This window comes from Type-D symbiont of Plautia stali (assembly GCF_001485335.1).
Lineage (GTDB): Bacteria > Pseudomonadota > Gammaproteobacteria > Enterobacterales > Enterobacteriaceae > Pantoea > Pantoea vagans_C.
On record NZ_BBOC01000048.1, the window covers coordinates 1 to 24,996 of the forward strand.

Annotated in this window: 22 protein-coding genes and 1 pseudogene; 5 read left to right on the top strand and 18 right to left on the bottom strand. The window is 57.4% G+C overall.

Annotation, left to right across the window (positions count from 1 at the left end):
- Nucleotides 1–153 precede the first annotated feature (153 nt).
- The 3 genes from xylA to PSSD_RS15625 all read left to right on the top strand — a co-directional run bounded on the left by xylA (nucleotide 154) and on the right by PSSD_RS15625 (nucleotide 4,082).
- On the top strand, nucleotides 154–1,476 hold the full coding sequence (gene xylA, locus PSSD_RS15615) for a xylose isomerase (protein ID WP_058972857.1): 1,323 nt from the start codon (nucleotides 154–156) through the stop codon (nucleotides 1,474–1,476).
- Nucleotides 1,477–1,494: 18 nt separating this feature from the next.
- Entirely contained in the window at nucleotides 1,495–2,937 is a 1,443-nt protein-coding gene (gene xylB / locus PSSD_RS15620) for a xylulokinase (protein ID WP_058972858.1), read from the top strand.
- Between the two features lie 212 nt (nucleotides 2,938–3,149).
- Nucleotides 3,150–4,082 carry a GlxA family transcriptional regulator gene (locus PSSD_RS15625; protein WP_058972859.1) on the top strand — a complete coding sequence of 311 codons (933 nt, stop codon included), beginning with the start codon at nucleotides 3,150–3,152 and terminating at the stop codon, nucleotides 4,080–4,082.
- Here the strand turns inward: PSSD_RS15625 and PSSD_RS15630 are convergent.
- The 10 genes from PSSD_RS15630 to PSSD_RS15675 all read right to left on the bottom strand — a co-directional run bounded on the left by PSSD_RS15630 (nucleotide 4,067) and on the right by PSSD_RS15675 (nucleotide 14,423).
- Entirely contained in the window at nucleotides 4,067–5,062 is a 996-nt protein-coding gene (locus PSSD_RS15630) for an acyltransferase (protein ID WP_039328460.1), read from the bottom strand. The genes PSSD_RS15625 and PSSD_RS15630 overlap by 16 nt on opposite strands.
- Nucleotides 5,063–5,218: 156 nt before the next feature.
- Nucleotides 5,219–6,334, bottom strand: a complete 1,116-nt coding sequence (locus PSSD_RS15635) for a mandelate racemase/muconate lactonizing enzyme family protein (protein WP_058972860.1) — start codon at nucleotides 6,332–6,334, stop codon at nucleotides 5,219–5,221.
- A 36-nt stretch (nucleotides 6,335–6,370) separates the two neighbouring features.
- Nucleotides 6,371–7,132 carry a GntR family transcriptional regulator gene (locus PSSD_RS15640; protein ID WP_039328462.1) on the bottom strand — a complete coding sequence of 254 codons (762 nt, stop codon included), beginning with the start codon at nucleotides 7,130–7,132 and terminating at the stop codon, nucleotides 6,371–6,373.
- Nucleotides 7,133–7,134: 2 nt separating this feature from the next.
- A complete protein-coding gene (locus PSSD_RS15645) occupies nucleotides 7,135–8,523 on the bottom strand; it encodes a dihydroorotase (RefSeq protein ID WP_058972861.1) in 1,389 nt (462 codons plus the stop codon).
- Nucleotides 8,523–9,446: an ABC transporter substrate-binding protein gene (locus PSSD_RS15650; RefSeq protein ID WP_058972862.1), complete on the bottom strand. Its 924-nt coding sequence runs from the start codon at nucleotides 9,444–9,446 to the stop codon at nucleotides 8,523–8,525. Before PSSD_RS15650 ends, PSSD_RS15645 begins: the two co-directional genes overlap by 1 nt.
- Nucleotides 9,446–10,486: an alpha-hydroxy acid oxidase gene (locus tag PSSD_RS15655; RefSeq protein WP_058972863.1), complete on the bottom strand. Its 1,041-nt coding sequence runs from the start codon at nucleotides 10,484–10,486 to the stop codon at nucleotides 9,446–9,448. The genes PSSD_RS15650 and PSSD_RS15655 overlap by 1 nt, the downstream gene beginning before the upstream one ends.
- Complete coding sequence (locus tag PSSD_RS15660) at nucleotides 10,473–11,999, bottom strand: amino acid ABC transporter permease/ATP-binding protein (RefSeq protein ID WP_058972864.1); 1,527 nt, start codon at nucleotides 11,997–11,999, stop codon at nucleotides 10,473–10,475. The genes PSSD_RS15655 and PSSD_RS15660 overlap by 14 nt, the downstream gene beginning before the upstream one ends.
- 76 nt (nucleotides 12,000–12,075) lie before the next feature.
- Nucleotides 12,076–12,972, bottom strand: a complete 897-nt coding sequence (locus PSSD_RS15665) for a transporter substrate-binding domain-containing protein (RefSeq protein WP_058972865.1) — start codon at nucleotides 12,970–12,972, stop codon at nucleotides 12,076–12,078.
- 87 nt (nucleotides 12,973–13,059) lie between these two features.
- On the bottom strand, nucleotides 13,060–14,031 hold the full coding sequence (locus PSSD_RS15670; protein WP_058972866.1) for a D-2-hydroxyacid dehydrogenase: 972 nt from the start codon (nucleotides 14,029–14,031) through the stop codon (nucleotides 13,060–13,062).
- Nucleotides 14,031–14,423, bottom strand: coding sequence for a RidA family protein (locus tag PSSD_RS15675; protein ID WP_039328470.1), 393 nt, complete (start codon nucleotides 14,421–14,423; stop codon nucleotides 14,031–14,033). The genes PSSD_RS15670 and PSSD_RS15675 overlap by 1 nt, the downstream gene beginning before the upstream one ends.
- Nucleotides 14,424–14,769: 346 nt before the next feature.
- Here PSSD_RS15675 and glyQ point away from each other — a divergent pair, with 346 nt between their 5' ends.
- Nucleotides 14,770–15,681 carry a glycine--tRNA ligase subunit alpha gene (gene glyQ, locus PSSD_RS15680; RefSeq protein WP_008105242.1) on the top strand — a complete coding sequence of 304 codons (912 nt, stop codon included), beginning with the start codon at nucleotides 14,770–14,772 and terminating at the stop codon, nucleotides 15,679–15,681.
- A 9-nt stretch (nucleotides 15,682–15,690) separates the two neighbouring features.
- On the top strand, nucleotides 15,691–17,760 hold the full coding sequence (gene glyS, locus PSSD_RS15685) for a glycine--tRNA ligase subunit beta (protein ID WP_058972867.1): 2,070 nt from the start codon (nucleotides 15,691–15,693) through the stop codon (nucleotides 17,758–17,760).
- Nucleotides 17,761–17,810: 50 nt separating this feature from the next.
- On the opposite strand, the pseudogene PSSD_RS28450 reads toward glyS, so the two are convergent.
- From PSSD_RS28450 to fdxH, 8 genes and pseudogenes are all read right to left on the bottom strand, one after another.
- Nucleotides 17,811–17,954: pseudogene (locus tag PSSD_RS28450) on the bottom strand (type II toxin-antitoxin system RelE/ParE family toxin); the annotation flags it as partial.
- Between the two features lie 126 nt (nucleotides 17,955–18,080).
- Nucleotides 18,081–18,368, bottom strand: a complete 288-nt coding sequence (locus PSSD_RS15690; RefSeq protein WP_058972868.1) for a type II toxin-antitoxin system ParD family antitoxin — start codon at nucleotides 18,366–18,368, stop codon at nucleotides 18,081–18,083.
- A gap of 108 nt (nucleotides 18,369–18,476) precedes the next feature.
- On the bottom strand, nucleotides 18,477–20,327 hold the full coding sequence (gene selB, locus PSSD_RS15695) for a selenocysteine-specific translation elongation factor (protein WP_058972869.1): 1,851 nt from the start codon (nucleotides 20,325–20,327) through the stop codon (nucleotides 18,477–18,479).
- Entirely contained in the window at nucleotides 20,324–21,703 is a 1,380-nt protein-coding gene (gene selA / locus PSSD_RS15700; RefSeq protein WP_058972870.1) for an L-seryl-tRNA(Sec) selenium transferase, read from the bottom strand. The genes selB and selA overlap by 4 nt, the downstream gene beginning before the upstream one ends.
- A gap of 8 nt (nucleotides 21,704–21,711) precedes the next feature.
- A complete protein-coding gene (locus PSSD_RS15705; protein WP_058972871.1) occupies nucleotides 21,712–22,323 on the bottom strand; it encodes a glutathione S-transferase in 612 nt (203 codons plus the stop codon).
- Between the two features lie 205 nt (nucleotides 22,324–22,528).
- Nucleotides 22,529–23,455 carry a formate dehydrogenase accessory protein FdhE gene (gene fdhE / locus PSSD_RS15710; RefSeq protein ID WP_058972872.1) on the bottom strand — a complete coding sequence of 309 codons (927 nt, stop codon included), beginning with the start codon at nucleotides 23,453–23,455 and terminating at the stop codon, nucleotides 22,529–22,531.
- Complete coding sequence (gene fdoI / locus PSSD_RS15715) at nucleotides 23,455–24,096, bottom strand: formate dehydrogenase cytochrome b556 subunit (RefSeq protein WP_058972873.1); 642 nt, start codon at nucleotides 24,094–24,096, stop codon at nucleotides 23,455–23,457. Before fdoI ends, fdhE begins: the two co-directional genes overlap by 1 nt.
- Nucleotides 24,096–24,995 carry a formate dehydrogenase subunit beta gene (fdxH, locus tag PSSD_RS15720; protein ID WP_058972874.1) on the bottom strand — a complete coding sequence of 300 codons (900 nt, stop codon included), beginning with the start codon at nucleotides 24,993–24,995 and terminating at the stop codon, nucleotides 24,096–24,098. The genes fdoI and fdxH overlap by 1 nt, the downstream gene beginning before the upstream one ends.
- Between the last annotated feature and the right edge of the window lies 1 nt (nucleotide 24,996).

Below are 24,996 nucleotides of genomic sequence, written 5' to 3' on the forward strand. Positions count from 1 at the left end.
CGCGATCTGAATTTGCGAGTATTTGCGAGCTGGCGCACAATTAATAATTATCTTAATTTGAGTGTGAAATATCGTAATTGAGTCTGGAGACAACCCCTTAGCAAAATAATGACTCACTGCTGACCATTCGGGTCTGATGCTAAGGAGCAAAACATGCACGCTTATTTCGACCAGCTCGATCGCGTTCGTTATGAAGGGGCCAATTCCACCAATCCGCTGGCGTTTCGCCACTACAATCCTGATGAAGTGATCCTCGGCAAAACCATGGCGCAACATCTGCGCTTTGCCGCGTGTTACTGGCACACCTTCTGCTGGAACGGTGCGGATATGTTTGGTGTGGGTGCCTTTGATCGCCCATGGCAGAAAAGTGGCGATGCATTGCAGCTGGCGAAACAGAAAGCGGATGTGGCGTTTGAGTTCTTCCACAAACTCAACGTGCCCTATTACTGCTTCCATGATGTGGATGTCTCACCAGAAGGGGATTCCCTGCGCAGCTACCGCGAGAATTTCGCGGCGATGACTGACAAGCTGCTGGAAAAACAGCAGGAAACGGGCGTGAAGCTACTGTGGGGCACGGCCAACTGCTTTACTCATCCGCGTTACGGTGCCGGTGCGGCGACCAGTCCAGACCCCGAAATCTTTGCCTGGGCCGCCAGCCAGGTGTGCAGTGCCATGCAGGCCACGCAGACGCTGGGCGGTGAAAACTACGTGCTGTGGGGCGGACGTGAAGGTTATGAAACCTTGCTGAATACCGATCTGCGTCAGGAGCGGGAACAGATTGGTCGTTTTATGCAGATGGTGGTGGAGCACAAACACAAAATTGGTTTCCAGGGCATGCTGCTGATTGAGCCGAAACCGCAGGAGCCGACCAAACACCAATATGACTACGACGTGGCAACGGTGTATGGCTTCCTCAAGCAGTTTGGTCTGGAGAAAGAGATCAAAGTTAACGTTGAAGCTAACCACGCTACGCTGGCGGGACATTCGTTCCATCATGAGATTGCCACGGCGATTGCGTTGGGAATTTTTGGTTCGGTGGATGCCAACCGCGGTGATGTGCAGTGCGGCTGGGATACCGATCAGTTCCCCATCAGCGTCGAAGAAAATGCCCTGGTGATGTACGAGATCATCAAAGCGGGCGGATTCACCACTGGCGGCTTAAACTTTGATGCCAAAGTGCGTCGTCAAAGCACGGATAAATATGACCTGTTTTACGGTCACATTGGCGCTATGGATACCCTGGCGCTGGCGCTAAAAGTCGCGGCACGCATGGTGCAGGAAGGTGAGCTGGATAAGCGCGTGGCGCAGCGTTACAGCGGCTGGAATGGTGAGTTCGGCCAGCAAATTTTAAAAGGTGAGTTTTCACTGGCATCCTTGGCGGCGCATGCTCAGCAACACCAATTGAACCCGCAGCACCGCAGCGGGCGCCAGGAACAACTGGAAAACCTGGTCAATCACTATCTGTATGATTTCTAACTGCATCAGGAGCTGAACATGGTTATCGGGATCGATTTAGGCACCTCTGGCGTCAAAGTGGTGTTACTGGATGCACAAGGGCAGGTTGTTGCGATGGAAACGGCGCCGTTGCAGGTTTCCCGCCCGCAGCCGTTGTGGAGCGAGCAAGATCCCGAAAGCTGGTGGAACGCCACGGATACGGCGATGCAGGCGCTGGCGCAGCAGCAGGATCTTAGCCAGGTGAAGGCGATTGGCCTGAGCGGCCAGATGCATGGTGCGACGTTGCTGGATGCTGATCATCAGGTGCTGCGCCCGGCGATTTTATGGAACGACGGGCGCAGCAGTGAGCAGTGCCGGGAGCTGGAACAGCGCGTGCCAGATTCGCGTCAGATCACTGGCAACCTGATGATGCCGGGCTTTACCGCCCCCAAGTTACTGTGGGTGCAACAAAACGAACCCGATGTATTCAGCAAGGTAGCGATGGTGCTGCTGCCGAAAGATTATCTGCGCTGGCGCATGAGCGGGGCGTTCGCCAGTGATATGTCAGATGCGGCTGGGACGATGTGGCTGGATGTCGCCAGGCGTGACTGGAGCGATGCCATGCTCAAGGCCTGCGATCTTAACCGTAGCCAGATGCCCGCGTTGTATGAGGGCAACCAGATCACCGGCACTTTATCGCCTGAGGTTGCCGCGCGTTGGGGGATGAACCCTGTGCCGATCGTAGCGGGCGGTGGTGACAACGCCGCCGGTGCCGTGGGTGTCGGCATGGTCGCGCCAGGGCAGGGCATGCTGTCGTTGGGCACTTCGGGCGTCTATTTCCTGGTCAGCGACGGGTATCTCAGCAATCCGCAGCAGGCCGTCCACAGCTTTTGCCACGCGCTGCCAAACCGCTGGCATTTGATGTCGGTGATGTTAAGTGCCGCTTCCTGTCTCGACTGGGCCGCCGCCTTAACCGGCTGCGCGGATGTGCCAGAACTGCTGGCTGAGGCAGAAAAAGCGCGCGGTGATGTCACGCCGGTGGTGTTCCTGCCTTATCTCTCCGGTGAGCGAACCCCGCACAATAATCCGCAGGCGCAGGGCGCATTTTTTGGCTTAACCCATCAGCACGGGCGGCCTGAGCTGGCGCGAGCGGTGCTGGAAGGTGTGGGGTTTGCGCTGGCAGAAGGGATGGAGGCGGTGCATGCCTGTGGTGTGCAACCACAAACCGTGATGCTGATTGGCGGCGGGGCGCGCAGTGCTTACTGGCGGCAGATGCTGGCGGATATCAGCGGATTAACGCTCGATTACTGCCATGGCGGGGAAGTGGGTCCGGCGCTGGGGGCCGCACGGTTGGCGCAGTGGGCGATTGATCCACAGAGTGAGTGGCCGGAACCGGAGTTGGTTCAGCGTCATCCACCGGATAGCGCACGCTATCAGGCGTATCAGCCGCAGCGCGAGAAGTTTGCGCAGCTGTATCAGCAGCTCAAACCGTTGATGTCCTGATTTGGCTCGGTGATGGCCGGATGGGGTCGTGGATTTTGATTTTAATAGGCTATGATGGACGAATCTTGTGTGTTGTTATGGCTTGAATTGGCCTTACCTTAGCCTTCTCCCTCACCCCAACCCTCTCCCACAAGCGGGAGAGGGGGCAGACTGAGCGATGTTAGAGAGGGCCAGGGTGAGGGCAAAACTCATCACCAATCCTGGAGCCCAGTATGTCGCAGCCTGTCTATTTCCTGGTTCTACCCGGCGTGATGGCGCTCGATCTTACCGGGCCTGCCGAAACCTTGCAGTTGGCGGATGGCCACTTTGCCTTGCATTACATCGGCCCCAATCCCAGCGTACTGTGCTCCACGGGCATGACTATCGCCGATATCGCCCCTTTACCCGATCGTTTACCTGACAATAGCTTGCTGGTGGTGCCCGGCGTACACGATTCGAAAGTCTGGTTCGATACCCCAGCGGCCGCCGCTGCGCGTGACTGGTTACGCCTACAACAAGCGGATATTCAATCGCATCGCATTACGCTGGTGTGCATCTGTTCCGGGGCGCTGCTCTCAGCGCAAGCGGGTTTACTCAACGGCGTGCAGTGCACCACGCATCATGACGTGTTACCGCGCCTGAAAGCGGCAGCACCGGCTGCATTAGTGAAAGACAACCGCGTTTTCGTCGAAGATTGCGGCATCTGGACCAGCGCGGGCATCACCGCCGGTATCGATCTGGCGCTGCATCTGATCAACCGACTATGCGGTGCGCAGCAGGCGCTTAAAGTGGCGCGGGAGATGGTGGTGTGGTTCCGCCGTTCCGGCGATGATCCCCAGCTTTCACCCTGGCTGCGCTATCGCAATCACCTGCATCCCGCCATTCATCGTGCGCAGGATGTGATGATTGCCCATCCCGAAAACGACTGGTCGCTGACGGCACTGGCTGAGCGCGCGCACGTCAGCGAACGCCACCTGACGCGCCTGTTCCGCCAGCATCTTGGCATCAGCGTACGCGAATACCATGAACAGCTGCGATTAGTGATTGCGCGCCAGCGCCAGCAGCAGGGCGAAGCGGCAGAGAAAGCCGCGCTGGCGGCCGGGTTCTCCTCAGCACGCCAGCTGCGTCGTGCCCATCAGCGTTGGGACGATCAGCTCACCAGATGATGCTTATCCACGCGCTTAAGCACTATCGCCAGCAGCAAACTGCCGATTAACGTGACGCCAAACACCCAAGGTAAATCAAGCCACGGGCGCGACATATCGTCGTAATGATGGGTACGCAAATAGTGAATGAACAGCGCATGGAATCCATAAATTGGCAGCGAATAGCGTGAAATCGTCCCCAGTAACGGTAGCGTGCGGCTGTTCAGGGTATTTTTAAACAGCACCAGCAAACTGATGGCCGCAATAAACACCAGCGGGCCGCAATACAGATACCAGGTGTCGTTGAACGCCCCGTTGATTTTCAACATCTGTTTGGTGCCGAGTGTGATGCCTATCCAGCAGGCGACAAACCCCAGTCCGGCCAGCCAGCTGATGCCACGCTTGTCGGTGTCCATACAGCCAATCGCTCGCCCCAGTAACGCATACAGCAGGTAGTAAATGCTGTCACCGCTCACGTAGAGATTCACCGGTAACCAGTGAAATGGCCCCAGCGACTGACTGACGGTATTAGGATTGGCCAGCACAGCCAGTACCACCACTAACAGCGCAACGTAGCGCGGCTGTACGCTTTTCACCTGAATCAATGGCGACAGCAGGTAAATGCCGATGATGGCGAAGAAAAACCACAGGTGATAGAACACCGGTTTTTGCAGCAGCTTCAGCAGCGAACGTCCTTCACTGATTGGCGTTAACCAGGTGATATAGGCCAAGGCCACCGCGCTGTAGAACAGCAAACACAGCACGATACGCAGCAGATGTCGCCCTTGTGCGCTACGTTCGCCAAAGAACAGGTAGCCGGAGATCATAAAGAACAGCGGGACGCAGACGCGCGACGCCGAGTTGAGCAGGTTGGCGACATCCCAACTGATGCCCGTCACCGCCAGCGGGCCGGTGATATACCAGGTGGTGGTATGAATGACGATCACCATCAGGCAGGCGACCGCACGTAAGTTGTCGATCCAGTGTATTTTTTGCGACATGGCTTCCTCGTGCATGAACTGTGCAAAAGGGTAGCCAGTGAGCCGCGCGTCAACAACCTTTGGACCTGAAATTCAGATGTGCCCCTAAAGGGGCACCGATTTGATGTAGCGGCGCAATTTATTGCGCGTCGTCCAAAAAACGCGCCGCAACGGTGGTTAATCGCGCACTAAAAACTTCTCAATCACGGCTTCGTTCGGCTCGACGCCCAGGCCTGGCTCACTAGGTAGCCACGCGTAACCTTCGGCGATGCGTACCGGATTTTTCGCCAGTGAACGGCTGATCTCGCCTGGCTCCACGCAATACTCCATCACCAGCGCATTCTCAATCGCACACAGGAAGTGCAGTGACGCGGCGGTGTTGATGTCGGTGGTGAAGTTGTGGTTACACACCTTGCGTCCACGGCTGTGCGCGTAGCTGGCAATTTCCATCGCCTGGGTAAAGCCGGTACGCGTCAGGTCGATTTGCACGATGTCGATCCCGCCTTCATCAATCAGGCGCTGGAAACCGACCACCGAGCATTCTTGCTCACCGGCAGCGATATGTTGCTGGCAGGCGGCAGACACCTGGCCGTAACCGGCGTAGTTATCCGGATGCAGTGGCTCTTCAATCCAGAACAGGTTGAGATGTTCATAGCGTTGGCTGCGGCGCACGGTGGTTTTGGCATCCCAGACATGGCCGACATCCAGCATCAAATCGACGCTGTCGCCCATCGCGGTGCGCAACGCTTCGAGGTAGCGCAGGTCCATGGCTTCGTCGGTGCCAAACGGCTCCCAGCCAAATTTCACGCCGGTATGACCGGTATCAATGGCGTGCTGCGCGCGCGCCACGGTCTCTTCCACGCTGTACTGGAACATGTTGGAGGAGTAAACGCGCATCTTGTCGCGCATTGCCCCACCCAGCAGTTCTACAATCGGTTTGCCGAGCGCTTTGCCTTTGATATCCCACAGCGCGATATCAATGCCCGCCATCGCCTGTAATACCGCTCCACTGCGACCGTAATAGATGGTGGCTTTGTGCATCTTCTTCCACAGGCGACCGGTTTCCAGTGGGTTTTCGCCGATCAACAGCGATTTCAGGCCGGTGACCATGGTGTGTGAATAGGGTGCTTCGATAATGGCTTTGGTGACATACGGGCTGCCATCCACTTCACCCCAACCGGTAATACCCGCATCGGTGGTGATTTTGATAAGCAGCGCGTCCTGAGAGCTATCTGTGCGCTGCTCAATAACCGGCAGGCGCAGATAAAACGCCTCAACGTTGGTGATCTTCATCGTGGTTTTCCTGGTGTAAAGGCAATCAACAAAGCATCAGCCCACAGCGGAACGCTGCTGTCGGCGCTGCATAATCAAAGTTTCGTAGTCCACATCCAGTGCCTGAATGCGAATATGGTTTTCAATCTCATCCGTCATCTGCGCGATATCGCCATCGGCGAACACGTTGATCAGCCGCTGGTGCTCTTCAATGATGTCGCTCATCGATTTGCCCATGGTGGAGAGGCCGAAAATCACCGTCAGCTGGCGCGCAATGGACTCCCACAAATTGCTGAGTACCGGGTTGTGGGCAAAGCTGCACAGCGTGCGGTGGAAATCGGTATCCGCCGAGGCAAAACCGTAAACGTCATCGTTTTGCATCATGGTCTGCATCTGCGCCACGCCTTGGTACAGCTGCGTCAGCTGTTCGGCACCGTTGCGACCGGCTTCGATCGCACGGCGGCAGGCCAGCGTCTCCAGCGGGATGCGCACGTCGATAATCTGCTCCAGCCGCTGATGAGAAATCTCCATCAAGCGGATGCCTTTGTACGGCTCACTGGTGACGATGCCCTGGCTCTCCAGAATGCGCAGCGCTTCGCGGATCGGCACGCGGCTCATGCCGAGTTTGGCCACCAGATCCGGCTCAGCGATACGGTCGCCGGGCAGCACTAAGCCGCGTGAGGCCGCGCTGAGAATGGCATCGACCGCGTGATCGACCAGAGTGCGTGGGCGTGCTGTTTGCCAGCTCTCTTCGCTGGTGGATTCCTGCGCCAGCGGGGCGCTATTCTTGCGGCGGATAGTTGACGATTTTCCTGCCATGATTATTGTCCTGTTGCTGCCTGTCGGGTCACGAACTGACCAAAGCCGGGTTCAACCTGCATCTGGTCATCCTGGTAAACCGTGACGCCACGAATAAGTGTGCGCACTACTTTACCCTGACAGCGCATCCCTTCAAATGCGCTCCATTTACCCAACCCCTGGAAGGCCGCGCCCTCCACCGTCCAGCTCTGCTGCGCGTCGTAAAACACCAGGTCGGCATCAAAGCCCGGCGCAATCGCCCCTTTTTTCCCCCACAGCTGGAAGGCTTTTGCTGGGCCGCTGGCGGTCATGCGGGCAAACTCCGTCAGTGCCAGACCACGATCGATATGCGCGGCGCTAAAGAACATGGGGCTCAGCGTCTCCACGCCGGTTAACCCCATGCCGGCATCCCAGATGCTGGTTTCACCGGCCTGTTTTTGTGCAGGGGTATACGGACAGTGGTCGGAGGCGATCATGTCGACATCGCCACGCAGCAGCACTTGCCACAGTGCATCCACTACCGGGCGTGGGCGAATCGGCGGGCCGCAGCGGGCATTGGGGCCGATGCGTACCAGATCGTCCTCATCCAGAATCAGATAGTGCGGACAGGTTTCGAAGCTGGCGCGCACCCGGCCTTTGGCGGCGACGATGGTTTCAGCGGCGCGTGCGGAGCTGACATGCACAATATGGCAACGCGCACCGGTCTCTTCGGCGACCGCCAGCACGCGGCCCACGGCTTCAATCTCGGCAATTTCTGGGCCTGCCAGCGCATGCGCACGGGTGTCTTTGCGCCCGGCCCGACGCAGTTCACTGCCTGCGCCAATCAGGATCTCGTGGTTTTCCGCGTGCACGCCAATCAGACCATCGAACGTGGCTAACTCACGCATCGCACGCAGCAGGCCGTCGTCATCGAGGCGTGGCAGACCCTTTTCGTCGGTCGCTTCGCCGTTCGGCGCACCGCTGCACAGGAACGCTTTAAACGCCAGTGCGCCCGCCTGATCCAGCGCCGCCAGCTCGTGCACGTTGCGGCCATCCAGTCCGGCCCACATGGCGTAATCCACCGAGCAGTTGTCTGCCAGCCACTGTTGTTTGGCGGTGAAATTGTTCAGCGAGGTGGCGGGCGGCAGTGAGTGCGGCATCTCAACGATGGTGGTGACGCCATGTGCGGCGGCACCCTGTGTCCCTTCGCGCAGCTCCTGCTGTGGGAAATCATGCGAGCCAGTGAAGTGGGTGTGCACATCAATAGCGCCGGGAACGATGATCAATCCCTGCGCATCAATGATTTCATCCACGCCTGCTGTCATCGCGCCAGGCGTCAGCAGGCCGCTGATTTTGCCATTCTCAATCAGCAAGTCGGCCGGTTCTGCACGGGTTTCTGTTACGACCAAACCATTGATAATAAGCTGTTTCATCACTCTGCTCCTGCCTGCGTGACCAGTGCGGCATAGGGCACCGGTTGAGAAGGATCCAGCCAGCCGATAGCGCTCAACAGCTGGCTGAAGTGTTCAAATTCGTGCTGCGGGATAACGCAGACTGGCGCGAAGACCTGGGCTTGCTGATAGGCCGCCAGCCCCGTCACCAGTGCTTCGCGTGGGTAATCGGGATAGCAGTGCTGCACGCGGTCGGCCAGTGCAGCGGCATCATGAGTCGCGATCCACGTCAGTGCCTGTTCGATGGCCCGTGAGAACGCGTGGAACGCTGATGCCTTCTCCAGCAACACATCGGCACGCGCGATGTAGGCGCTCCAGGGAACATGGCCGCACAAAGTGGCGAGGCTGCTGACGCTGCTTAACTGACCGGCGGCAATAGCCGGTGCCAGCATGTGCATAGCGTGTAGCGCGTAATCGGCCTCGCCTGTGGCCACGGCAGCGAAATCGCGTACCTGATCGCCGCTGCCGGAAATTAACTCAACCTGATCCTGCAATCCGTGCTGCGCCAGCAGCCAGCGGAAGGTCAGCGTGGCGGTGCCGACATTACCGACATCCAGCACGCGTTTGCCGCGCAAATCGCTGAGTTGAAAATCGGGTTGCGCCTGTGCCGCCGCCAGAAACCACGGGTTAGCCGCCACCGAGGCGCAAAAGCACTGCAGCTCTGCGCCATGCTGTTGAAAATGCTTCATCACCACCATCGGGCCGCCCAGCGTGAGATCGGCATCGCGGCTCAGAACGGCAGGCACCTGGCCGCCCTGCACGGTGTGACCGCCCGTGGCGCTGGTGGTAAAGGTGACCTGCAACTGCTCGGCGGCGAACAAGCCGAGGCTGTCGGCCAGATAGTGGGCGCAGTAATAGATGCGTGATTCGCTGGCATCGCCCTGATTGAAAATGAGTTGCTGCATCAGTTGCGTACCTCGCTAACAAAGCTGCCGTTGAGTGCCGCCATATCACTGACGCCGCACCAGTGGCTGATCGCGGTGATTTCATTGATCCAGCCGGAAAGCAGATCAAACACCGCGTCTTCGCCACCGGCCACTAAGGCGCTGATGATCGGTCGCACGCTGAGTGACAGTGAGGCACCGAGGCAACGCGCCACTACCGCATCGCTGCCGCAGCGCACTCCGCCGTCTAACAGCAGCGGCAAGCGCGTGACGGCTTGCAAATCGGGCAGTTGATCGACCGGCGTTGCCCAGCGTGCGCTTTGGCGCAGGCCAATGTTGGAGGCGATGATGCCACTGACGCCATGCTGAGTTGCCTGAGCGGCATCGTCATGATGCAAAATGCCCTTTAGCCATAACGGCAGTTGATGCGTGGCGCAGTGCGCCGCAACCTCATCAATCTGCTGCCAGCGCCACACTGGAAAAGCAGGTAACGCGGCAACGCCCGGTTCCGTTCCGCCAATGGTGTGCCAGCCGCGCTGTTTTAGCGCCTCGCCAATCGAGAACCCGCCAGGCTGCAAACCCGCGACCGGATGTACCGGCGCGAGCACGGTCAGGACAATGTTTTTGAATCCGGCTTGTGCTGCCTGATCGATTAAATCTTTGATGCGGCCGACGTCGCCCGCGGCACGCAGTTGCAACCAGCAGCGATCATACTCTGCGCCAATCTGCTCCAGCGATGTGACGGTCTCTTCTGAGATCACCAACGGCAGTTGCAGGCGTTTACAGGCGCGCGCAATCGGCAACAATCCCTCTTCATGGAAGATGCGGTCGCCGGCAAACGCGCCGACGCCCAGCGGTGCCGACCAGCGTTGATTCAGCAGCGTGGTTTCGGTGCTGATCCCCTCGTTGCCCTGTAAGACGCGCGGCAGCAAGCGAAAACGGCGTAGCGCCTGCTGATTGGCATCGGATTCGCCAGACAGCGCATCGGCAGGCTGGCCCTGCATATAGCGGAACAGCGCATCACCGAGACGCTCACGTGCGGCAAGTTCATGCGTTGGCATGCTGAGCCTCCGTGGCGTTTTCGTGTTCAAGGAAAGTGGCAAAGGCCGGTGTTTTTGGGTTTTGCAGAATGGCCGGAGGGCCCTCTTCAATCAGCGCGCCGTCCTGCAGGAACACCACGCGATCCGCTACGCCTGACGCAAAGGCAATGTCGTGGGTGCTGATGATCATGGTGATGCCAGTTTGGGCCAGATTGCGCATCGTCTGGTTCACTTCACGCACCAGCTCAGGGTCGAGCGCCGAAGTGGGTTCGTCGAACAGCAGGATTTGCGGTTCTGCCGCCAGCGCACGCGCAATGCCGACGCGCTGTTTTTGACCGCCCGATAATTCGTGCGGCAATGAGGCGGCGAAATCCTGCAACCCCACCATTTTCAGTGCACGCATCGCTTTAGCGCGCGCGATTTCAGGCTGGGCGCCCTGTACGCGCAGCAGAATGCTCATCACGTTCTCTAACGCGGTCAGGTGATCGAACAGCGCAAAGTGCTGAAACACGATCCCAATACCCGACTTGGCACGGTTGGCCGGTAAATGGCGGGCGGCCAGGGCGCGACCGTTTTCATCGCTGCCCATAAAGTGGCCTTCGGTCTGGATGGTGCCACTGGTGCGCGGCGTCAGCGCCAGAATCGATTTTAACAGGGTGCTTTTACCGGAGCCGGAGCGACCCAGCAGCACAACCACTTCACCACGGCGCACAGTGAGCGACAGCGATTTCAGCACCGCTTTACCCGCGTAATCGACACACAGTTTGTCCACTTCCAGCACCGGTGCGGCGGTTTGCGTATCCCAGCGGCGTTTCGGCAACTGCATCGCCATGACATCGGCTTCTGGCGGCAGGGTGGCCAGGCGCGCACGGGCGCGGCGGGCGCGTTCATCGAGGTTGTAGAACTTCTCCAGCCACCACTGTCCGCCAGCCAGGGCGGTCGAGAGGATCAGGTAGATGCCGCCAGAGGCCACCAATACCGGAATAAACAGGAAGTTCTGCGACACAATCGCCTGGCCGCGCATGGTCAGTTCGTTGACGCCGACCACCGACGCCAGTGAGGTCGATTTCAGCAGACCAACGGTTTCGTTACCCATGGTTGGCAAAATGGCGCGCAGCGCTTGTGGGATGACGACGTGGATCATCTCTTTGGTGCGTGAATAGCCGAATGCCTGTGCCGCCATGCTCTGGTCGCGATCGGTGGCAATGATGCCGCCGCGAATGATTTCGGCGCAGAAGGCGGTTTCGTTGATCATCAGCGCCAGCATGGCACTGGTGAACGGGCTCAAACGCAGTCCGAATTCTGGCAACACGTTATAGAGCAGGATCAACTGCAACAGCACCGGCGTGCCGCGCAGCAGGTAAATGTAGGTTTTCACCGGCACACGGATAAACCAGTGCTTCGAGGTGCTGGCCAACGCCAGGAAAAAGCCAATTATAATGCCGCCCGCCAGCGCACCAATCAGCAACTGTACGGCGATGACGGCACCTTCCCACAGATAAGGGAAGGTCAGGTACTTAAGAAAATCATCCAAGGCGTTATCTCCCCCAACGTGATCGTTTGGGTTGCACGCGTTGCGGCAACCCAATTGATCGGGCTGAGTTTATGCATTAACCACGCGCAACAACCGGACGTTCAGCGGCACTGCCCTGACCCCAGTAATCCAGCAATTTCTTCTGTGCACCGCTCTCCTGAATCACCTTCATCGCATCCAGCACGGCACTGCGCAGGGTGGCGTTGTCTTTGGCAATCGGGAAGCCAACCATAATCGGCAAGTCTACGGTGAAGCCGCTCTCCAGCGTTTTGTCGGCTTTAGCAATGGCGATGGCTGAACCGGCTTCGGTCAGGTAGACGTCAGCACGGCCGCTTTTCACTGCCTGAATGCTGTTGTCGGTGTTCTGCACCATCAACATGCTGACTTCCGGCTTACCAGCGGCGCTGCATTTGGCGCTCTGCTCAGGCACCAGCTTGTTGGCTTCATATGAGCCCGCCGCCGCAGCCACGGTTTTGCCGCACAGGTCATCCACCGTGTTGATTTTCTTCGGGTTACCTTTTGCCAGAATCGAGCCATCCTGCACCTGCATTGAGGCGACAAAGGCGATCTGCTTCAGGCGTTCATCGGTGACATACAGCATGGGGCCGATATATGCACGACCGTTGGAGATCGAGGTCAGCAGTACGTTGAACGAGCCACTCTGATAGCTGTGTTTTGCGCCGAGGCAGCTGCTGATGCGCTCAAACAGCGAAGGATCAAGACCTTCGATAATGCTCGGGTCTTTCTCCGAAGGGGCTTCAAAGCCTTTGGTGTATCCACCGAGGCCAACCACCAGATCTTTGCCTTTCAGTGACGGATATTTGGTTTGCAGCGCTTTACACTGCGCCATTGCCGCGAAGTCACTGGCGGCGGGTTTGATCGGATCGGTGCTGGCGGCGTGCGCGCTGGAGAGTCCAGCCAGCAAGGTGCCGGTGATGCCAGAGATAAGTACTGCGATGCGTGCAAATTTCATAATAAGGTTCCCCTGGTGCTGGTGAATGTGTAAGCGATGACCTTGTGTTTTATGAACGTCTTTACGGCTTTTATTGGTGCAACTACTTCAATACCCTCTTTCAACATCAACCTGGTTGCGCAGCGGGTCACCACTGCGATAACGCACCAGATTGTCGATAAACACCTCAAGGCAGCCCTCAAGGTAGGCACTGTGATCGTCGAGGCTGCAGTGCGGCGTCATCACCACACCGGGCGTGTTCCACAGTGCGTCGTCAGCGGGCAAAGGCTCCTGCGGATAGACATCCAGCACCGCGCCTGCCAACTCTCCGGCACACAGCTTTTCGCGCATGGCGGCGTAGTCAAATACCGCAGCACGGCCAACAATCACGATGCCTGCACGGGCGGGCAGCAGATCGAGGCGGCGGCGATCAAACAGCATCTCCGTTTGTGGCGTCAGCGGCAGTGTTGAGACCAACACGTCCACCTGCGGTAACACGTCGTCGATGGCATCAATGCGAATGCAGCGCGCCACGTCGGCATCACACTGCCCGCTGCGCGTGACGCCAATCACGCGATAGCCTTGCGCGGTTAACAGCTTGGCCGCTGCCGCGCCGATGCCACCGACGCCGAGCAGCAGCACGGTTTTGCCGCGCGCACAGCCACCGTAGGTCGGGCGCCATAAGCGCTGAGCCTGATCCTGCAAAAATCCCGGAATGCCGAAGTTGAACATCAACGCCGCCATCAGAATGAATTCCGCGCCTTTATCGCCGTGGACGCCGGACGCGTTGGTCAGCGTTACGCCCTTGGGCAAATGCGCCAGCCACTGCTCAACGCCAGCCGACATCACCTGCACCCAACGCAGGCGCGGGGTGCTGAATGCATCTAACGCCAGCTTGCGACCGCTCCACAGCAGATCGCAGTTAGCGAGGAAGGGGGCGGTTTGCGCCGGATCGCTGTTTTCTGTCAGCGTGAAGTGGCTGCGCAGTTTCGGATGCGCATCCAACTGCTGTTGCAGTCTTTCCCGTGACAGGTGCAGAGCAAGCGGGCCACTGGCATCGTTTTCAATATGAATATGCATTAGCGCATCGCCGTGACTTCCATCTCGACCAGCAGGTCAGGATGGTTAAGTTGAATACCAACGGTGGCACGCGCCGGGAACGGGAACTGGAAAAACTCGCTATAGGCCGCGTTCATTTCGCTGAAGGTGCTGAGGTCGGTGAGATAAATCGTCACCCGTACCACGTTATCGAAGGTCATCTGCGCTTCGCTCAGCAGATCGCCGACGTTTTTCAACACCTGCCGAGTCTGGCTGGCGATGTCTTTGCCGACGATCTGCCCGTTGTAAGGGTCGATGGCGACTTGTCCGGAGATAAACAGCATCGGTTCGTGCAGTACGGCGGCGGACAGCGGTGCCGGGCCCATCGGGCGGTCACTGGCATTCATTCCTGGGTAGGCTATTGCGGTCTTCATAGTGAAATTCCCAACAAAACTGTTTCACCGCAATTTCGTATACGATTATACAAGTGTCAATGTGCGATTTTTGACCAACAGGTCGGAAAGGTGATTTGAATCACGCAATGAGGTTTGGAAGTTTTTGTTTATCACATTGAAAATTAATGGATAGTGATGAGTTTTTCGTCTGTTTGTCGTTCCCTTTTTGAATCGTATACGATTTTCTTATTGTTCGGTTCTTAGCGGTAAAACTGCACCCGTTTCACCTCATGACGCGCCAGGATTTCCGGCTGCACAATCCGCGGTCAAAGGGTATACTGGCGCACTCTTTTTTTAACCGATCCGTATCGCGTGCGAATTCAACATGCAAAAGTTTGATACCAAGACCTTTCAGGGCCTGATCCTGACCTTGCAGGATTACTGGGCGCGCCAAGGCTGCACCATTGTTCAACCACTGGACATGGAAGTCGGCGCTGGCACCTCACATCCCATGACTTGCCTGCGTGCATTAGGCCCAGAGCCAATGGCGACCGCGTACGTGCAGCCTTCACGCCGACCAACCGATGGTCGTTACGGTGAAAACCCGAACCGTTTGCAGCATTACTACCAGTTCCAGGTGGTGATTAAGCCAAACCCAGACAACCTGCAGGAACTTTACCTGGGCTCACTGAAAGAGCTGGGTATGGACCCGACAATTCACGACATTCGCTTCGTGGAAGATAACTGGGAAAACCCTACGCTGGGTGCCTGGGGATTGGGCTGGGAAGTGTGGCTCAACGGCATGGAAGTGACGCAGTTCACCTACTTCCAGCAGGTTGGCGGCTTGGAGTGTAAGCCGGTCACCGGTGAGATCACCTACGGCCTGGAGCGTCTGGCGATGTATATCCAGGGCGTGGACAGCGTGTACGATCTGGTGTGGAGCGACGGTCCGTTTGGTAAAACCACCTACGGTGAAGTGTTCCATCAGAATGAAGTGGAACAGTCGACTTACAACTTTGAATACGCGGACGTGGACTTCCTCTTCACCTGCTTTGAGCAGTATGAGAAAGAAGCCCAACAGTTGCTGGCACTGGAAAAACCGCTGCCGCTGCCTGCTTATGAGCGCATTTTGAAAGCGGCACACAGCTTTAACCTGCTGGATGCACGCAAGGCGATTTCGGTTACCGAACGTCAGCGCTATATCCTGCGTATTCGTACCCTGACGAAAGCCGTGGCTGAAGCCTATTATGCGTCCCGCGAGGCGCTTGGCTTCCCTATGTGCAATAAAAACAAGTAAGAGGCAGCCATGACCGATAAAACTTTCCTGGTGGAAATTGGCACCGAAGAGTTGCCTCCGAAAGCGTTGCGTAGCCTGGCAGAAGCCTTTGCTGCGCATTTTACCGCAGAGCTGGACAGCGCCGGTCTGGCGCACGGCGACGTCAAATGGTTTGCTGCCCCGCGTCGTCTGGCGCTGAAAGTGGCTGAATTGGCCGCCGCACAGCCGGATCGTGAAGTTGAAAAACGCGGTCCTGCCATTGCTGCCGCGTTTGATGCGGATGGCAATGCCACCAAAGCGGCTGAAGGTTGGGCGCGCGGTAACGGTATTACGGTGGCTCAGGCTGAACGTCTGAGCACCGATAAAGGCGAATGGCTGGTGCATCGCGCCTCCGTTACCGGTGAAAGCGCGCAGGCACTGTTGCCGGCAATGGTCGCCACGGCACTGAGCAAGTTGCCGATTCCAAAATTAATGCGCTGGGGTGCGAGTGACGTGCAGTTTGTCCGTCCGGTGCATACCGTGACGCTGCTGCTGGGCGATGAACTGATCCCGGCTACCATTTTAGGCATTCAGTCCGACCGCGTGATCCGTGGCCATCGCTTTATGGGCGAGCCTGAATTCACCCTCGACAACGCCGATCAGTATCCGCAACAACTGCTGGAGCGCGGTAAAGTCGTTGCTGACTTCGCGGCGCGTAAAGCCAAAATCAAAGCCGATGCCGAAGCCGCCGCACAGCAATTAGGCGGCATCGCTGACCTGAGCGACAGCCTGCTGGAAGAGGTGGCTTCGCTGGTGGAATGGCCAGTGGTGCTGACGGCGAAGTTTGAAGAGAAATTCCTCGCGGTGCCTTCTGAAGCGCTGGTTTACACCATGAAAGGTGACCAGAAGTACTTCCCGGTGTATGCCGCGGACGGCAAACTGCTGCCAAACTTCATCTTCGTCACGAACATCGAATCGAAAGATCCGCAGCAAATCATCTCCGGTAACGAGAAGGTGGTGCGCCCACGTCTGGCGGATGCGGAGTTCTTCTTCAACACTGACCGTAAAAAGCGTCTTGAAGATAACCTGCCACGTCTGGAGACAGTGCTGTTCCAGAAAGAGCTGGGTACGCTGCGTGACAAAACAGATCGCATTCAGGCGCTGGCGGGTTGGATTGCCGCGCAGATTGGTGCCGATGTGAATCATGCGACGCGCGCAGGCCTGCTGTCGAAGTGTGACCTGATGACCAACATGGTGTTCGAGTTCACCGATACGCAGGGCGTGATGGGCATGCACTATGCACGTCATGACGGTGAAGCCGAAGACGTTGCCGTGGCGTTGAATGAGCAGTATCAGCCGCGCTTCGCCGGTGATGCACTGCCGTCCAACCTTGTGGCTTGTGCAGTGGCGATCGCTGACAAGATGGATACCCTCGCGGGCATCTTCGGTATTGGTCAGCATCCGAAAGGCGATAAAGACCCGTTTGCACTGCGTCGTGCGGCGCTGGGCGTGCTGCGTATTATCGTTGAGAAGAACCTGCCGCTGGATCTGCAAACCCTGACCGAAGAAGCGGTGCGCCTGTACGGCAGCAAGCTGAGTAATGGCAAGGTGGTAGATGAGGTGATCGACTTCATGCTGGGTCGTTTCCGTACCTGGTATCAGGAAGAAGGCCACAGCGTTGACACCATCCAGGCCGTGCTGGCGCGTCGTCCAACCCGTCCTGCCGATTTTGATGCACGCATGAAAGCGGTATCGCACTTCCGTTCGCTGGAAGCTGCGTCTGCGCTGGCTGCGGCCAACAAGCGTGTTTCCAACATCCTGGCTAAATCCACCGAAACCCTGAACGACAGCGTGCAGGCTTCGCTGCTGAAAGAGAACGCCGAGATTCAGCTGGCGACCTTCGTGACGGCGCTGGGTGACAAACTGCAGCCGTATTTCGCGGAAGGCCGTTATCAGGATGCGCTGGTGGAACTGGCACAACTGCGTGAAGCGGTCGATAACTTCTTCGATAACGTGATGGTTAACGCCGATGAAGCCGAAGTGCGTATCAACCGCCTGACGCTGCTGGCGCAACTGCGTGCGCTGTTCTTGCAGGTCGCGGATATTTCTCTGCTGCAGTAAGTAACAGAGTGAAGTGCACTAAAGGGACGAGCGATCGTCCCTTTTTGTTTTTAAAACGAAGTATCCCAAGTGATATGTGATGGTGCATCCTGGGATTGATGGAGAATACGTGCAATGATGATTTGCTCCGGTTCAACGCGGTAAATCACGATATGTTCACTATGAATTACGGAGTAAAAATTTCGGCCATAATCTGTGCGGCGGCGCCCAAATTATTCACCATGAGATTGGAAAATAATTTGTTTATATTCATGGCATAACGATCAGCCTGCATCTCACCGAAATTCCAGCATCCATAGAGCCAGATAGTCAGTAAATCTTCATTCGCACTCGGTGTTATCACTATTTCTTTTTTCATAAATGCCGACCCTGGCTTTGGCTTTCCGTAAAAATTCATCTACATCCCAGGGAATGGGTTCTCCACTGTCCATACCCTCCTGAATGAGCCTTTTTAAATTCTCCAGCTTCGATGCCGCTTGCCTCTCACGCAGTAAACGCAGTGAATCGCGCACCACTTCGCTTTGCGTACGGTAGTCGCCGGACGCCACTAAAGATTCCACAAATTCGCGCAGTTCATCGCCTAAATCGATTGTCATGGTACGTGCCATCGTCGTGTTCCAATGTAAGAATAGTTCTTACATCCTGGCACATTTTTGTTCAACGAGGAATGCGCGTTGCCTCGCAGTTACAGTGATAACTGCGAGGCAACGCCAAGATCAGGCGCGGGTTTCGAACAGGCGGGCGTCGCGCAGCAGGTGGTCGTTACCCCGGCGACGGGTGAAACCGCTGCGGTCAAAGAACTCCAGAATCTGCACGGCAATTTTGCGTCCGGTGCCGAGTTGGTTACGGAAGTCGGCGGCGCTGGTGCTGCCACCGTCGGCGTCACGCTGGCGAATCAGATCGGCGAAGATCTGGATCTGGTCGCTGTGGTAGTAGCGATCGCGCACGATCGCCGTAATGTGACCGAGACGAGCGGCGGTGAGCAACAGGCTACGCACGGTCTCTTCCTCTAGCTGTGTGGTTACCGCAATATCACGCACCCACAGCGGTTGGTCATTGAAAAGTGGGCCGATCTGCTGCCACAACATCTCTTCCTGCGGATTAAAGCGCGGTTTGAAATCCGGTAAATGCAGCCAGCCCTGCTGATGCTGCAAGTGACCTTGTGCAAGGAGTTGATCAATCAACGCGATGACCGGTTCAGGTGGCTGATGCGGCAGCGCCACACGGCGCAGACGATCGCGCCCGATGCCCGGTACTTCAGGATGCTGCAAATGAAACGCCGACAACGACGCCAGCAGGCGCTGCTGCCATACCCCCGCTTGTTCGGCTGCTAACAAGGTGTTGCCGAGCCGCAACGCATCGAGGTTCGCCAGCAGCGCATCCAGCGCAGCGGGGTGAAGCTGGCGTGACCAGCCGAGGTCGGCATATTCAGCAGGCTGGAGAGAGAAGTGCGCTTGCAGGCTGGAATCGTCACCCTCTGCGGCAGCCAATTGTTGCAGCCAACCGAGATACTCTGGCTGGCGTTTGCCCCGTTTTTTGCTGTTAAGCAGCACGACGCGGCCACCCCCCAACGTTTGCTGCGCATTGCTGTCGCGAATGATCAGCCGATCGTTTTCCGCCAGCCATAGCGATTCATTGAGCACCAACTCTGCCAGATCATCTTCAAGCAGCGTCAGTCGGCCCATCACGTGGCTGGCTGCATGATGGATATGCACGGGCTGGGAGGCATGTTTAAGCGGTTGCAGCAGGCGCAGCGCCACGATGAGACGCTGGGTGCCTTGGGATTGCGGCTGCGCCAGCAGCCAGTCACCGCGCGCGATCTGGGCTTTTTCCACCTCACCCACGATATTCAGCGCGATACGCTCACCTGCTTGTGCGCGCGTCACCGACTGGTTCTGCGCATGTAAGGAGCGCACACGCACCGGCAGATTGAGGCTACTGAGCCACAGCGTGTCGCCCACGCTAATCTCGCCCGCTAATGCCGTACCGGTGACCACTAATCCGCTGCCTTTCAGGGTAAAAGCCCGGTCGATAGCGAGACGAAAACGGCGGTGCGCATCGAAAGCGGGTTCAGGCAATTCACTCAAATGCTGACGTAACGCCTCAATGCCCTGTTGGGTGCTACTGCTGGTGATAAACTGCGGTGCCGCTGACCAGCCCAACTGCTGTGTCAGCTCAGCCACCTGATGTTGCACTTCAGCGATGCGCGTAGCGTCAACGCGATCGGCTTTGGTCAAGGCCACGCTGAGCGGCGGAAGCCCAGCCAGAGCCAGCAGTTGCAGGTGCTCGCGCGTTTGCGGCATCACGCCATCATCACCGGCCACCACCAGCAGGGCGTGATGAATACCGCCAATACCCGCCAGCATATTAGCGAGAAATTTCTCGTGCCCGGGAACATCGATAAAGCCTATCACCCGACCGTCCGGCTGCGGCCAGTAGGCATAGCCGAGGTCAATGGTCATGCCGCGCCGTTTCTCTTCCGGCAGACGATCGGCATCTACCCCCGTTATGGCTTGCAGCAGTGCGGTTTTGCCGTGATCGACGTGTCCTGCCGTGGCGATAATCATGATGTTAGCGCCTCAATCAGCGCAGCTTCCTGCTCAAGGCAGCGTAAATCCAGCCACAGTTTGCCGTCCTGAATACGGCCGATGACTGGTCGGGGCAGCGTACGCCAGCGTTGGGCGAGTGCATCAAGGCTGCTGCCATGCGGGGCGCGTGGGCTAAAGGTGATGGCAAAGCTCGGTAAGCGCTCAACGGGTAGCGATCCACTGCCGATTTGCGACGAACAGGCGGCGATCGCTAGCGTATACTCCGAGTCATAAGACTGCTCTAGCGCGGGCATCAGCCGTTCGGCTTGCTGTAAAATGTCGTGCGATGTTCGAGTCAACAAACGCAGGGTCGGCAATGCATCACACAGACTTTCCGGTTGGCGATAAAGCTGCAGAGTGGCTTCCAGCGCCGCGAGTGTCATTTTGTCCACGCGCAGAGCGCGCTTCAGCGGATGCTGCTGCAGCTGATCAATCCAGCGTTTTTTACCGACGATAATACCGGCTTGTGGACCCCCCAATAGCTTGTCGCCAGAGAAACTCACCACATCGACGCCGGCCGCAATCAGCTGCTGTGGCATCGGTTCAGCGGGCAGACCCAACGTGGTCATATCGATCAATGAGCCACTGCCCAAATCGGTGATCACCGGCAGCTGATGTTCGGCGGCCAGGGCCACCAGTTCAGCTTCAGGAACTGCATGGGTGAACCCCTGAATCTGGTAATTACTGGTGTGTACCTTCATCAACAGACCGCTGTTTTCGCTGATGGCGGCACGGTAATCCTTCAAATGCGTGCGGTTGGTGGTGCCCACTTCTACCAGCTGACAACCTGCCTGGCGCATGACATCGGGAATACGAAAGGCCCCGCCGATCTCCACTAACTCACCGCGCGAGACAATCACTTCCCGGCCGGGTGCCAGCGTGGCCAGCATCAGTAGCACCGCAGCGGCGTTGTTATTCACGATACAGGCCGCTTCCGCACCGGTGAGTTCGCATAACAGGGTGCTCACCGCGCGGTCGCGATGGCCGCGTGCGGCGTCATCCAGCGCATACTCCAGCGTCACCGGTTGGCGCAGGCTGGCGGTCACCGCCTCAATGGCGCTTTCGCTTAACTGGGCGCGGCCAAGGTTGGTGTGAAGAACGGTACCGGTCAGGTTAAAGACGGGTCGCAACGCACTCTGTTGCTGCTGTCGCACACGGCGCTGTGCTTCTTCAGGCCAGTTAGCATGCCAGTCAGGCAGCATTTGATGTTGTTGAATGTGATCGCGTGCCTCTTGCTGCATGGCGCGCAACTGACGGGTGGTAAAAGCGGTGCCAGAGTGCATTAACAGCGGCTGCAACGCGGGATCGCGCAGCAGGCTGTCAATGGCAGGCAGTTGGGTATAAAGGGTTTTCATCAGGTAACTTAGCTGGAAGGCGGAACGGTGCGGGCAAAACTTTCCCGCTGAAACAACATCTCTGCCATTTTCACCAATGCGGGTCGATTGACGCACCAGTTGGGCAGCACGCGGCGGAAGTTGAGATAACCAATCATGCAGCCGGTGGCGATATCCGCCAGATTCAGCGTGCCGTTATTGATCAGTTCGCCCTGTGCTGCCGCAGTTTCCAGGGCATCCAGACCGCGCAGAATCTTCTCGCGGTTACGCAGCAGCACCTCTTCCGATTGCTGAGCGCCGGGGCGCATCTGTTCGCGCACGATCATCACGGCGGCATCGTTGATGCCATCCGCCAGTTTCTCCAGTTGGCGGATCTGCAAGGAGAGCAGCGGGTCATCCGGTAGCATGGCTGGCGCATCCCGGCGCAGTTCAATCACTTGGGCGATGATCGAGGAGTCAAACCAGGTGTGATGGTTGTCGTCAACCAGTGCCGGGACTTTACCCAGTGGGTTGTATTGCGGCACGTGACTGTCCTCAACCCAAGGCGACTGGTTGACGAATTCGAACACCAAACCTTTTTCCAACAGCATCACTGAAATTTTACGGACAAAGGGGCTGGTGTAGCTGCCAATCAGTTTCATTGAACGCCTCCGTGTTAAAGGGTGGTGTGCGGCATTGATGACGGTCGCCATAAATGGCGACCCTACGTTGCCTGATTGATGCTCGCCGTAACGATGACATTTCAATTGCCTGGTTGACGATCGCCATAAATGGCGATCCTACGGTTGCCCGGTGACCCTAGGGTTTCGTAGGGTGCGCATTTATGCGCACCGGGCATTCATCGCATTAATCCCCTGGAAACATAAACGGATTCAGGCTGCTGCGCGCGAACCCTTCCTGCTCCATACGCGCATCCAGCACCAGTGATGCCAAATCATCCGCCACCGGTTCGACCGCGGGATCCTTCTCCTGATAGAGCATCTTCAGGTAGGTACCGCAGTCGCCACAGCTCTCCGCTTTCACGGCCGCTTTTTCGCTGTCGAGCGACCAGTAGTGTAAATCACGCGTCTGTTCGCAGTTGGAGCACTTACTGCGCACCACATACCATTCACTTTCGCACAGATTACAGTGTAGATAACGTAGGCCCTGTTGGCCGACATCCATATGCACCACGCTGGCGACGGGCACGCTGGCGCACACCGGGCAAAACTGGCGATGCTCACCGTATTCTGCCCGTGCTTTACCGGGGATCAGTGCCGCCATCTGCGCCCAGTAGATAGATAACGCGGCCCAAATAAACGGCGACTTATCACTGCTGACTTGGGCAAACTCGCCCGCCAGCAGCGCACTGGCTAAACCTTCCAGCTCGGAGGAGGAGGCTTTTTCCAGATTTTCCAGCACCGCCAGGGCCTGGCCGCTCATCTCGGGCTTGAGCTCGGCGATCAGCGAATGCAGCAGACGTTGCCAGTGCGCATCACGCGGGTAGGTATGGATATCGAGCGGGGGTTTACCCTGTTCGGCGCTTTGGGCTAAACGTGCGTGCAGATCGATCTGCAAGGGATGGTCATACAGCACGATTTCCTGCGCCTGGGCGATCACCGCAGCAAAGCGCAGATAATCACCCAGCGGGTTCTTCGCTGCCAGTTCACGCAAACGCGCCGCACGGCGGCTATACAGATTCTTAAGCCGAGGGAAAAGCAGCGGCGGAACCTGCTCCGACATGCTTTTTTCGCCTTTCTCCAACTGATCCTGTGGGATGATGCGAATACTCATCAGGGACGTTTTTCCTGTTGTGTTTGGCGTTGGCGCTGCTCGCGATACCAGCGTGGATGATGTTTCTTCGCCCACGCAGCGGGAACCCAGCCCTCAACCATGGCGGTAATGGTGCCCTTGACCCACAGGGCCGCGTAGATATGCACCATAATCACCACGATCAGTGCCACAGCTGAGACCGAATGCACCACCAAAGCGGCGCGAATCAGCGGAATGGCAAAGGCGCCTGCGAAATAAGGACGCCAGATAATAATTCCGCTCACCAGCAGCATGACTAAGCTGATGATAGCAGCCCAGAACACACACTTCTGCCCGAAGTTGTATTTGCCGGTATCACCCACCTCTTCATTACGGACGATTTTGTGGATGTTTTTCGCCCACACCAGGTCATCACGCGTGATCAGATTATGCTTCCAGTATCGCAGGAACATGATGATAAAAGCGGCAAACATCACCACACCGACAAACGGATGCAGAATCCGCGCCAGTTGTGGCGTACCCAAAATGTGCATCAGCCAGTTAAACGACGGGAAGAAGAAACCCAGCCCACTCAAGGCGGCAAGGACAAAACAGAACGCCACAATCCAGTGATTGATGCGTTCCGGTGCGCTGTAACGCACCAGACGATCGCGCTTTTTCATTATTCGCGCTCCTCTTTTTCGTGCAGGTTCTCATCCTCATCTTCCTCCACGCGGTTCGGCCCAACGCCGACGTAGTGGAACACCGAGGCCGCGAAGGTGGCGGCAAACCCGATGGCGGCCAGCGGTTTCCAGATGCCTTTCCAGAAGGTGACGGCAGGGCTGATGCTCGGGTTTTCCGGCAAGCCGTGATACAGCTGCGGTTTGTTGGCGTGGTGCAGCACGTACATCACGTGTGTACCGCCCACGCCTTCCGGATCGTACAGGCCTGCGTTGTCATAGCCGCGCGTACTCAGCTCCGCCACGCGTTCTGCCGCCAGTGCCTGCATGTCGGTTTTGCTGCCGAAATGAATGGCGCCGGTCGGGCAGGTTTTCACGCATGCCGGTTCCTGACCGACAGTGACACGATCGACGCACAGCGTGCATTTATACACGCGGTTGTCGTCTTTATTCAGGCGCGGCACGTCAAACGGGCAGCCAGCAATGCAGTAGCCGCAGCCAATGCACTGTTCTGACTGAAAATCGACGATGCCGTTGGCATACTGAATAATCGCCCCTTCCGAGGGACAGGCTTTCAGGCAGCCGGGATCGGCGCAGTGCATGCAGCCATCTTTACGTATAAGCCACTCTAACTTGCCGTTCTCCTCCACTTCTGAGAAGCGCATCACCGTCCAGGATTTGGCGGTCAAATCCGCCGGGTTGTCATACACCCCGACGTTGTGACCGACCTCATCGCGAATGTCATTCCACTCCGAACACGCCACCTGACAGGCTTTGCAGCCAATACAGGTGGTGACGTCGATCAGCTTGGCCACTTCCTGCTGATGATTACGCGCCTGCGGGGCAGGCGTGAAACCATTGGTGGCGGAGCGGCGGATAATGTCTTGTGATTGATAAGCCATC